Source organism: Collinsella sp. CLA-ER-H2 (genome assembly GCF_040092405.1).
In the GTDB taxonomy this organism is placed as follows: Bacteria; Actinomycetota; Coriobacteriia; order Coriobacteriales; family Coriobacteriaceae; genus Collinsella.
The window spans coordinates 1-10653 of sequence record NZ_JBBNLO010000044.1; the positions used below are offsets into that span (position 1 = coordinate 1).

7 protein-coding genes and 1 tRNA gene are annotated in these 10653 nt (G+C 61.2%); 3 read left to right on the plus strand and 5 right to left on the minus strand.

What is annotated here, in order from left to right; translation table 11 throughout:
- Window positions 1-506 precede the first annotated feature (506 nt).
- The 4 genes from AAAX59_RS09275 to AAAX59_RS09290 all read right to left on the minus strand — a co-directional run bounded on the left by AAAX59_RS09275 (window position 507) and on the right by AAAX59_RS09290 (window position 5027).
- A tRNA-Glu gene (locus AAAX59_RS09275) sits at window positions 507-583 on the minus strand.
- Between the two features lie 101 nt (window positions 584-684).
- Window positions 685-2862: a MurT ligase domain-containing protein gene (locus AAAX59_RS09280; protein WP_349071548.1), complete on the minus strand. Its 2178-nt coding sequence runs from the start codon at window positions 2860-2862 to the stop codon at window positions 685-687.
- 45 nt (window positions 2863-2907) lie between these two features.
- Window positions 2908-3951 (minus strand): hypothetical protein, encoded by a 1044-nt coding sequence (locus tag AAAX59_RS09285; protein WP_349071549.1) that lies wholly within the window; start codon window positions 3949-3951, stop codon window positions 2908-2910.
- Window positions 3951-5027 carry a hypothetical protein gene (locus tag AAAX59_RS09290; protein WP_349071550.1) on the minus strand — a complete coding sequence of 359 codons (1077 nt, stop codon included), beginning with the start codon at window positions 5025-5027 and terminating at the stop codon, window positions 3951-3953. The genes AAAX59_RS09285 and AAAX59_RS09290 overlap by 1 nt, the downstream gene beginning before the upstream one ends.
- A 500-nt stretch (window positions 5028-5527) precedes the next feature.
- Between AAAX59_RS09290 and AAAX59_RS09295 the strand changes: the two genes are divergently transcribed.
- Both AAAX59_RS09295 and AAAX59_RS09300 read left to right on the plus strand, forming a co-directional pair.
- Window positions 5528-6751 (plus strand): iron-containing alcohol dehydrogenase, encoded by a 1224-nt coding sequence (locus AAAX59_RS09295; RefSeq protein ID WP_349071551.1) that lies wholly within the window; start codon window positions 5528-5530, stop codon window positions 6749-6751.
- A 78-nt stretch (window positions 6752-6829) separates the two neighbouring features.
- Window positions 6830-7930 (plus strand): glycerol dehydrogenase, encoded by a 1101-nt coding sequence (locus AAAX59_RS09300; protein ID WP_022093872.1) that lies wholly within the window; start codon window positions 6830-6832, stop codon window positions 7928-7930.
- Between the two features lie 131 nt (window positions 7931-8061).
- Here AAAX59_RS09300 and AAAX59_RS09305 read toward each other — a convergent pair whose 3' ends face one another.
- Window positions 8062-9018 carry a 2-hydroxyacid dehydrogenase gene (locus AAAX59_RS09305; protein WP_349071552.1) on the minus strand — a complete coding sequence of 319 codons (957 nt, stop codon included), beginning with the start codon at window positions 9016-9018 and terminating at the stop codon, window positions 8062-8064.
- Window positions 9019-9172: 154 nt separating this feature from the next.
- Here AAAX59_RS09305 and AAAX59_RS09310 point away from each other — a divergent pair, with 154 nt between their 5' ends.
- Window positions 9173-10426 carry a 4Fe-4S binding protein gene (locus AAAX59_RS09310; protein WP_349071553.1) on the plus strand — a complete coding sequence of 418 codons (1254 nt, stop codon included), beginning with the start codon at window positions 9173-9175 and terminating at the stop codon, window positions 10424-10426.
- The last annotated feature ends 227 nt before the right edge of the window (window positions 10427-10653 follow it).

Below are 10653 nucleotides of genomic sequence, written 5' to 3' on the forward strand. Positions count from 1 at the left end.
GGCCCGTCACGGGTCAACCTGCAGTGCGGCCCGAACCCCGTGAGGGCCGGCGCCTTTAGACGCGTGCCGGAAATCCAAGGGTTATACCCTAAGAGCAAACCACCCCTTTTAGGGGTGGTTTTGATTTGCGAAGGACGCTTTGAAGCCCGTTTTGCCGCCGATTCGCCTAGGTATAAAGGGTTGTGGGAAAAAAACGTCAAATATGAGTACTGTCACAAGTCCTGTAGCATTATTTATTTGCAAAATATGCAGTGTTACGCAACATATGTCCAAGTACTTAGCCGATAAACGTCTGCAATTCTTCCGCCGTAGGACACCTGACGTCTAAATCGATTTCTGAAGGCATGAAATCGCTGTTACTAAATCGGTAACAGTACTCATATTTGCCATTTTTTGCCCATGGTCCATCGGAAGATGCCGGGATCCGCACCCTGCCGGGTCCGAATCCCGGCATATCGGTAGCAAAAAGCCCGCTACCGAATTGGTAACGGGCTTCACATTTCAAATGGTGCCCCCAGCGGGATTCGAACCCGCGATATCCACCTTGAAAGGGTGGCGTCCTTGGCCGCTAGACGATGGGGACAGCGGGAAAGAGTATAGCAGACTTTTTTAGCCGTTCACATATCGTTGGCAAACTGAAAAACCACCACAAAGGTGCCTGTCCCCTTTGTGGTGGTTGGGGCGTTAGGGGAGGAGCTTCATGGCGGCGTCGTGGGCGGCGCGCTCGCAGGTGTCGTCGAGGGGCTTGAGCGGCAGCAGGGCTGTGGCCTGCGCATCGCCGCGCCGCTCGAGGGCGTGCGCGATCAGCCAGTCAGCGAGTTCGGGGTTCTTGGGCAGCGCCGGGCCATGCAGGTACGTGCCGATGACACCCTTGTAGATGATCCCCTCAAAGCCATCGTCGCCGTTGTTGCCGGTGCCCGCGACGACGGACGTTCCGAGCGGCGTTGCCTCCGCGTCGAGCAGGGTGCGACCCCCATGGTTCTCGAATCCCACAAAGGGCTCAGGTGCCAGATCGGTTTTGACGGCTACGTTGCCGATCAGGCGATCGGAGCCACGTACGGTTTCGGCGGCAATGACGCCCAGGCCCTCAATGCGATCGTCGCCCATGTAGTACGAACGGCCGAGCAGCTGATAGCTGCCACAGATGGCAAGCAGTGTGCCGCCGTCCTCAACATAGGCCGCGACCTTGTCTTTTTGAACGAGCAATTCATGCGCCACAGCCAGCTGATCGCGGTCGGAGCCACCGCCCATCATGACGATATCGGCATCGGTGAGATCGAGTGACTCGCCCATACGGACCTCGTCCACGCGCACGGGAATGCCACGCCAGGCGCAGCGGCGCTCGAGGGCGATGACGTTGCCGCCGTCGCCGTAGAGGTTAAGGGCATCGGGATACAGGTAGACGATGCGCAGCGGGTGCGAAAGCTCGACTGGCGCGATGCCGACAGGAAGAGCGCTGCCGTCGGCACGGGCTACGGCGCGCCCGGCAACAGCGTCGGCGGTGGCGCCTTTCAGCCCGTCGAGCTCCTTGACCAGCGGCGGGAAGGCCGTGTAGTTGGCGACGGCGTAGAAGGTGTCATCGGCGGCCTCGTCTGCCACGGCGCCAATTGCCTGCGCGACGTCAGAGATGATCGCGGCATCGATGCCGGCGTACTTGAGGCGCACCTGCATGTCGTGCGCGCGCGTGCCTCCGGCAAAGGCGACAAGACCCGGCGTGTCGGCGATGCGCTCAAAGTCGACGTCGTAGATCCACGATACATCGTGGCCGTCGGCATCGTTGTCGTTGAGGAAGAAAGCGCAGAGTCTGCCGCCTGCCGTCTTAATGGACTGGATTTGTCGATCGAAGCCTACGGGATTCTTAGCCAGGTTGGCCTCGACGGTGCGGCCGGCGATGTCCCAGCGGCCCATGCGTCCGCCGGCGGGCACATAGGCATCGAGCGTAGGCTGTAGAAGCGCCGTGTCCACGCCCAACTCGTGCGCGGCAAAGAAGGCGGCGGCAACGTTGTAGACCATGTACAGGCCGTTGTAGCGTGTGGCGATGCGTGCGGCAGCCGCGTCGGGCGCAGATCCAAAGACCAGGTCAAAGCCGTAGCCGTCGCAGCCGAGCTCCACGCCCGTCACGCGACGGACAAGCGCAGGGCGTGCCCAACCGCACGAGGGGCAATGGTAGGCGCCGAGCTGGCCGTATTGCACGTAGTCATACTCCAGCGGCGCGTTGCACTGCGAGCAAAAGCGCGAGTCGCTAATACGGTCGGACTCGGTGTCGGTGGCGCCGTCGATGCCAAAGGCAATGCTCGCGTTGGGAACGCGCGCGGCAATCGAGGCGCACAGCGGGTCGTCGGCGTTGTAGATGAGCGTTGTCGTCGGAGAGAGCTCCAACGCATGGGCGATGACGTCTTGGGTATGGTCGATCTCGCCGTAGCGGTCTAGCTGGTCGCGGAACAAGTTGAGCAGCACAAAGTACGTCGGCTTGAGCTTGGGCAGAACGCGTACGGTGTAAAGCTCATCGCACTCAAAAACGCCCACGCGCTTGCCGCTGCTGGTGTGCTTAAGACCGCCGCGGGCCTCGAGCAGAGCACCCACCACACCAGGCTCCATATTGTTGCCGGCGCGGTTGCACACCACGGTGGCGCCGCTGGCGGCAACGGCGTCGGCGATGAGGTTGGAAGTGGTGGTCTTACCGTTGGTGCCGGTGATTACCACGCTGCGGTCGACAAGGTTCGCGAGGTCGCTTAGCAGCTCGGGGTCGATCTTCATGGCGATGCGGCCGGGGAGTACGCCGCCCTGGCGCTTAAGGACGGAGCGCAGCCCCCAGCGAGCGATATCGCTCGAGGTGCAGGCAAGAGATGAGCGGAGGTTCATGAAACCGTTCCTAACGTAAACGACATGGTCGGGTCGAGTGCGTCACTAAAAACCGTAGCGGCGCGCAAATTCCTGGGCAAGCTGCGACACGTCTTCGCAGGCATTGGCCCAGGGGGCAAAGTCGGGAGTGTCCGAGATAATACCGTCCGCTTCCCAAACGGCCTGGTGCGAAAGATCCCAGGGATCGCGCGGCTCGGGTCGACAGGGGAGATACGGCGTCTGGTACATGGGGTTCAGTAAGAAGAACGCACCGCCCTCGCAACGGTTGGCAAACTCACGCAGCGCGCGTGTCGCCGGGCGCATCTTGTTTGTTTTGAACAGCAGGATCGTGCGGGCGAGCAGATACCAGGGGGAGTTCTCGAGTGCATCGGCTCCCACCTGTTCCTCGAGCTGGTGGGCCAGGGCAAAAAAGCCGTCCTCGTCTTCCAGACGAGCGAGGGCGAGCAGCACGGTGCCTGCGGCTCGGGTGGGATAGCCTTCTGCCTTAAGGACGCGGCGGGCGTAGTTGGCGGCAGCGCGGTAGCGGGCGCTCGCCATGCACAGCTGCGAGATGGCCTCGAGCGTGTGGAGCCACCCGATAAGCGCCGGCTCGCTCACGGTGAGATCTGCCGCTGTCACGCCGTCCGTCAACACCTTGTTAGCCCAGTAGTGTGGGGCCTCCATATCGAATTCGGGCACGCTTTGCTGCAGGTAATCGGCCGTGGTCGCCTCGAGCTTCATCAGGTCGCCCAGGCAGGCGTCAACGGGCGTGTCGGTCAGGATGATGGCGAGCAGCTGGGCATCGAGGACATGCGCGTCGATGCGGACGATCTTGAGCAGCTCATCGCGCATATCGTCGAACAGGCGATTGCGCGTCTGCTCGAATTCCTCGTCGCTGCCCATGTCCTCGATGCGATGGAGCTCGTCGAGCAGGTGGCGATGAACACCGGCATAGGACAGCAGCGCCTGGGCATGCTCGGTCTGCGCATACTTATGAGGGTTGACGCTCACGTCGTTATGGACAAGCTCGCGTGCTGCATCGGTGAGCTCGGGGTGCGACGCCAGATAGGTGCGCTCCAAGTAGGCGGGGATGTAGACGCTCGGATCCATTAGAGGTCCCCTCCCTTAAATGGAAGCCCCTGCTCGGCTGCGCGCAGGATGCGCTCGTCGATCTGGGAACGCACGATGTCGTTGGTGGCGACCCAGGCGGCAAAGCTGGCGTTGTCGGGGGCGCCCAGGCCCTCCTGCAGTACCGGCGTCGCCTCGGACAGCGCAAGGACAAGTTCGTCGGTGGAGCCCACACCCACGTTGACGCGGGCATAGACGCCATCGGGAAACTCAGTTTGGAAGTAGAGCGCCTCGGCTGCGTGCGGGCACGAACGCACAAGGATACGCAGGTAGTGTTCGGCACCCTCGTAGTCCAGCTCGCGCCAGGCAGCGCTCATCAGCGCGATGAGCGTCCACGGGTCCAAGTCACGCTCCGCATCTTTGGGGCGGCGGCGCAGCGGGGTATTCGCGAGGTACGGCACGGAGTGAGCGGAGCGAAAGCGCTTGAGCTCCTCGGCGGGGTATTCGAGCTTTGCCATGGCGAGCATCGCGGTGTGGCGGACACCAGCGGGGTCGTTGGGCGCAAAGTCCAAGCTGCGGTTTGCGGCTTCGAGCGACATGCGGTAGCGTCCGCTAATGAGCGCGCGCGATGCCAAGGCGGCAAGCCAGCGCAGGTAGGGGCGGCGCATAAGGTCGCCAGCGGCCTCGCGCTCGTAGGGGTCCTGCGCCGAGGCGATCTTGAGCGCCAGATCGTGCTCCACCTCGTCGCACTTGGACACCAGATACTGCACGTATTCCTCGTTGGAGCTGGCGGTGAGCGCCGTCAGCATGCGCTGAGCGTCCCAGTTGGCCGGATCGAGCGCGGCGGCCTCGCGAAGCATGTTCTCGGCAGCGGCCTCTTCCTGCTCGGCCTGGGCATCGTCGGGGATAAAGGGAATGCGGTAGTCGACGGCCTCGACCACCTTGGCAATGAGGTGTCCGGCGCGGTCGCGGTCATGCACGATGAGCGGTGCGGGGTTGCGGGTGAATTGTTCCATCAGACGCTCTACGGCGGCAGCGTCGGTGAGCGGGATATTGTCGCGGCGCAAGGCCTCAAGAACGAGGCGATGGCAATCCTCTTGAATGGGATCGAATGCCATGGAGCCTCCTTTGCTGCGGTTAGGGTTCAAATATCTCTATATAAGGTTCTAGTTTACCCGCATGTGGCACACCGGGGGTGCCGCACTTGGACTTGCACCTTTGCACCACGAAGACGGATGTCGCACAAATGTCGGCACCTTGGACGAACGAGCGGTATCACGGTGCCGCAAACGGTCGATTTTTGGCGGCGAACGGTGCATATTTTGGAGGGGCACCGTCCTGCCCGGGATATGTAGTCAACCTTGATAAAACGTTTGCCCAGCTTGGGAGTATGAATGCCGCACAAGGGTCTTCAGGGATAGAAAAAACGTTTCATCATTGGCGGCTTTAGGTGAATAACTGACCAACCAGAACGGTAAAATAGTGTTTGTCTGAGCGTTGAGACGTTTAGACATCGCGCATTGTCATCGCCGGCAACGCGCAAACCGGTCCTAACGGAGCCAATTGGGTGCTCCGTTATATACGCAAGTCTAAGAGGGGCTTGTTTAGGAGGCACAGTATGGGACGTTTTACCAATCCTCGCGATCTGTACTTTGGTGAGGGCGCTCGCCACGAGGTGAAGAACCTCAAGGGCAAGAAGGCCATCATCGTTTCTGGCGGCAGCTCTATGCGCCGCGGCGGGTTCCTGCAGGACGTCGAGAACGACCTTAAGGAAGGCGGTTTCGAGGTCAAGCTGTTCGAGGGCGTCGAGTCCGACCCGTCCATCGAGACGGTCATGAAGGGCGCCGAGGCCATGCGCGAGTTCGAGCCCGACTGGATTATCGCCATCGGTGGCGGCTCGCCCATCGATGCCGCTAAGGCCATGTGGGTCTTCTACGAGTATCCCGAGGAGTCCTTCGATAACATCATCCAGCCGTTCAGCTTCCCCGAGCTGCGTCAGAAGGCTCATTTCTGCGCCATCTCCTCTACCTCCGGCACCGCTACCGAGGTCACCGCGTTCTCCGTCATTACCGACTACGCCAAGGGCATCAAGTACCCGCTGGCCGACTTCAACATCACCCCTGATGTCGCCATCGTCGACCCCGAGCTCACCTACACCATGCCCGCCAAGCTGTGCGCTCACACCGGCATGGATGCTCTGACCCACTGCATGGAGGCCTACGTTTCCACCTGCGCCTCTATGTTCACCGACGCCAACGCTCTGCACGGCATCCGCGAGATCGTCGAGTGGCTGCCCAAGTCCTATGCTGGCGACCATGAGGCCCGTCAGCACATGCACGAGGCTCAGTGCATCGCCGGTATCGCCTTCTCCTCGGGCCTGCTCGGCATCGTTCACTCCATGGCTCACAAGACCGGTGCTGCCTTCGAGAACGGCCACATCATCCACGGTGCTGCTAACGCCATGTACCTGGGCAAGGTCATCCAGTGGAACTCCAAGGATCCCCGTGCTGCCGAGCGTTACGCTTACGTGGCCAAGGAGATCCTGCACCTTCCCGGCGAGGCCAACGAGGAGCTCATCGCTGCACTCGTCCAGAAGATTCGCGACCTCAACGACCAGCTCAACATTCCGCAGTCCATCAAGGATTACGCGAATGGTGGCGTGAAGGTCGACGCCGAGAACCCGCAGATGGTTTCCGAGGAGGAGTTCCTCGCCAAGCTGCCCGAGATTGCCGCGAACGCCGAGCAGGACGCCTGCACGCCCGAGAACCCGCGTGAGACCAAGGCTGCCGACTTCGAGAAGATCCTCAAGGCCTGCTACTACGACACCGACATCGATTTCTAATCGACTCTTGTTATCGCAACGAGGGGCTCCGCACGCATCTGTACGGAGCCCCTTTCTTTTTTAGAGAATGGGATAGTTATGGCTGCAATTTTCAATAGCCCCAGCAAGTACATCCAGGGCCCGGACGAGCTGGCCAAGCTCGGCTCCTATGTCGAGCCGCTCGGCGCTAAGGCCCTCGTCATCGTGACGCCTTCGGGCAAGAAGCGCGTCGGTGCCAAGATCGAGGGCGGCTTTGCCGAGGCTAAGGCCGAGCTGCTGTTTGAGGACTTTAACGGTGAGTGCTCCAAGGGCGAGGTCGATCGCCTGGTTGCGCTCGCCCGCGACAACGGTTGCGACATCATCGTCGGCGTCGGTGGCGGCAAGATCCTCGACACCGCGAAGGCCGTCGCCTATTACCTGGAGTCCCCGGTTATCATTTGCCCCACCATTGCTTCGACCGATGCACCGTGCTCGGCACTTTCGGTGCTCTACACCGATGACGGCCAGTTCGATAAATATCTCTTCCTTAAGGCAAACCCCAACATTGTCCTGATGGATACGACGGTTATCGCGGCGAGCCCGGTGCGCCTGACGGTTTCCGGTATGGGCGATGCGCTCGCAACCTATTTCGAGGCCCAGGCGACGCACGATGCCGACGGCGGCACCTGCGCTGGCGGCAAGGGCGGCATGGCCGGCCTGGCGCTCGCCAAGCTCTGCTACGAGACGCTTATGGCCGATGGCGTCAAGGCCAAGGTCGCGCTGGAGAAGGGTGCGCTCACGCCTGCCGTCGAGCACATCATCGAGGCCAATACGCTGCTTTCGGGCATTGGCTTTGAGAGCTCGGGCCTTGCTGCTGCTCATGCCATCCACAATGGTCTGACGATGCTGCCCGAGTGCCACAGCATGTATCACGGCGAAAAGGTCGCCTTCGGCACCATCGTCCAGCTGGTACTCGAGGATGCCCCGACCGAGAAGCTCGAGGAAGTCTTGGGCTTCTGCATTGAGCTGGGCCTGCCGGTCACGATGAAGGAACTTGGCGTTGCCGAGGTTACGCGCGAGAAGGCCATGATTGTTGCCGAGGCCGCGTGCGCGCCCGAGGACACCATGTGCAACATGCCGTTTGAGGTGACGCCCGAGATGGTCGCAAACGCCATCCTGGGTGCCGACGCACTGGGTCACTACTACCTTATGGATGAGTAAACTTAGGTAAGGAAGGGGCAAAGCCAGCAGATGGCTTTGCCCCTTTTTGCTATGGTGCAAAGGGGTCAGGTTAGTTGAACCAAAGAAGGCGGGGTAGGCCTGCGATGAGGTTTTGCCCCGCCCTCGTTTGACTACAGCTCGCAAACGTTTTGCGCGCGACCCTCGACGTAGGCGACGACGTTGTCGAACTCAATCTTGGCGCGGCGTTGCATGGCCTCGTGCGTAAGGAAGCCTACATGTGGCGTGAAGGTGCAGTTCTTGGCGTTGACGAGCGCGTAGTCGGCGGGGATGGGCGGCTCCATATCAAAGACGTCGATGCCGGCACCGGCGAGCTTATCGTCGTTGAGTGCCTGGGCAAGGGCATCGTTATCCACGATGGCACCGCGGGCGCAGTTGATAAAGACGGCACCGTCCTTCATCTGGGCGAACTGCTCGGTGCCAAAGCTCTTGCGCGTGGTGTCATTGTTAGGCAGGTGCAGGCTTACGATATCGGACTCGGCGAGCAACTGCTCGAGCGAAACCTGCTCAATGCCGGCCTCGGCTGCCTCGGGATGCTCGTGGCGGGCATAGCCCAGCACGCGGGCGCCAAAGGCCTTAAAGAGACGACCCGTGGCGCAGCCGATCTTACCGCAGCCCACGATACCCACGGTCTTGTCGCGGATCTCGGTGCCCATTAGGCCGGCGCTCGTCTTGCCGCTGCGGACGGCGGCATCGGCGGCGCCCACCTTGCGCAACACGTCGATGGTCAGGCCAAGGGTGAGCTCGGCGACCGAAACGTCGGAGTAGCCGGCGCAGTTGCGAACCTCAACACCGCGCTCACGGCAGGCGGAAAGCCCCACGTGGTCGATGCCCGTAAAGGCAACGGCGATCATCTTGAGCGCATCGGAGCCGGCGACGACCTCGGCAGGGTAGGGGTTGTTGGCGATCATGACGACCTCGGCGCCCTCGCTGCGTCGAGCGAGCTCGACCGGATCGGTTGTTTTGGTATCGAAATAGACAAACTCGTGTCCGGCATCCTTAAGGGGTGCGGAGAGCTCGTCGATGGTCTGCTCGGGTACTCCCAACGGTTCGATCAGGGCAATCTTCATCTTGTGACTCCTCAATAAACCTAGGCGATTAGGCTGGCAATAGATTGTAGGTCTATTTGCCTCAAAGGTGCTCCGCGTGTAATTTGCCCGAGGCGTGGGCCGATAGCGTATCATTATCTCTTGCTTGTTTGCACTGCTCAGGGAGGGGCCGCGCATGGCGCAGGAACACGATCTGTTTGATGACATTATCGAGATCAGCAAGGGTTTCGACTTTCTTAAAAACCCGCTTGGCGGTGTGACCGATGCACTCGATCCGTCGGCGCCGCAATGGAATCCTGCCGACTACAAGGAGCGTCCGCGCGGTAACACCATTCCGTGCCTGACCTGCAAAAACGAAAAGAGCGGCTGCACTGCGTGCATGGACGTGTGCCCGGTCAACGCTATCGAGGTCGAGGAAGACGCCATCGAGATCCTCGACTCCTGTCGCAAGTGCGGCCTGTGCGCCGCTGCCTGTCCGACCGAGGCAATCATCTCGCCGCGCCTTGCACCCAAAAACGTCTACGACGACATTGTCTCGGCGGCTACGAGCCACGAGACCGCCTACGTCACCTGCACGCGCGCCCTTAAGCGCATGCCGCGTGAGAACGAGGTCGTCGTCGCCTGCGTGGGCGATATTACGGCCGAGACCTGGTTCTCGGTGCTGGCCGACTATCCCAACGTGAGCGTCTACCTGCCGTTGGGCGTGTGCGATAAATGCCGCAACACCGGCGGTGAGGACATTCTGGGCGAGGCGATTGCGAAGGCCGAGGAGTGGTCCGGCACGGGTATGGGCTTGGAGGTCGACTCCAAGAGCCTCAAATGCCATAAGCGCCGCGAGTACGAGCGCAAGGAGTACATGGAAAAGATCGCCCGCACCACGGGCCTGACGGTGACCAAGCTCAATCCGGCGACGGCGGCGCTGGCCTCGGTGACGCAGAAGCTCAAGGCCCATCGCCATCAGATTACCCAGCTGGAGCGCACGCTCAACACCATGTGCGGCACCACGACGACCAAGCGTCGCCGTTCGCTCACGCACGGGCGTCAACTGGTGCTCTCGACGTTGCAAAACCACCCCGAGCTTGCCCAGAACATCCAGGTGAGCACGCCGGAGTGCGATTTTGACAAGTGCACGTCGTGCGGCGAGTGCGTCAACGTGTGCCCCACGTTTGCCTGCGATCTGGTGGGAAGCGGCCGCTTTGCGTTGGAGTCCACGTATTGTTTAGGCTGCGGCGCCTGTGTCAAGGTTTGTCCCGAGCATGCGCTCAAGCTTGTTGAGCACGACGCGTCCAATCTGGTCGTCGTCGATCCCGAAGCCGAGGAAAAGGCCGCCCAGAAGGCGAAGGCTCACGAAGAAGCTGAGAAGGTCAAGGCCGAGGCAAAGGCCAAGCTCGACAAGATGCTCGATCAGGTGGAGAAGCTCGCGGACTAGCTAAAAGAGCGTAAATGATGGCCGGTGGGACAGGTACTGCCCCACCGGCCAAAAAAGTTGCGGTGGAATAGTTCCTGTTTTGCCCTTAAGCTGGCCATTCGGGGGTGCGGACAGAAAGTTGGACCGCGGGGCGGTCCGGACTGGAGGTTCGCATGTACAGCAGGGAGAAGGTCGAGCTCTTCCTCCTGGCGACGGAGGACGGCATGGGGCCGACCGCCGCCGCGAAG

Coding starts and splice junctions, on each gene's coding strand:
- AAAX59_RS09280 (WP_349071548.1), bottom strand. CDS start 2,862: ATGAACCTCCGCTCATCTCTTGCCTGCACCTCGAGCGATATCGCTCGC.
- AAAX59_RS09285 (WP_349071549.1), bottom strand. CDS start 3,951: ATGGATCCGAGCGTCTACATCCCCGCCTACTTGGAGCGCACCTATCTG.
- AAAX59_RS09290 (WP_349071550.1), bottom strand. CDS start 5,027: ATGGCATTCGATCCCATTCAAGAGGATTGCCATCGCCTCGTTCTTGAG.
- AAAX59_RS09295 (WP_349071551.1), top strand. CDS start 5,528: ATGGGACGTTTTACCAATCCTCGCGATCTGTACTTTGGTGAGGGCGCT.
- AAAX59_RS09300 (WP_022093872.1), top strand. CDS start 6,830: ATGGCTGCAATTTTCAATAGCCCCAGCAAGTACATCCAGGGCCCGGAC.
- AAAX59_RS09305 (WP_349071552.1), bottom strand. CDS start 9,018: ATGAAGATTGCCCTGATCGAACCGTTGGGAGTACCCGAGCAGACCATC.
- AAAX59_RS09310 (WP_349071553.1), top strand. CDS start 9,173: ATGGCGCAGGAACACGATCTGTTTGATGACATTATCGAGATCAGCAAG.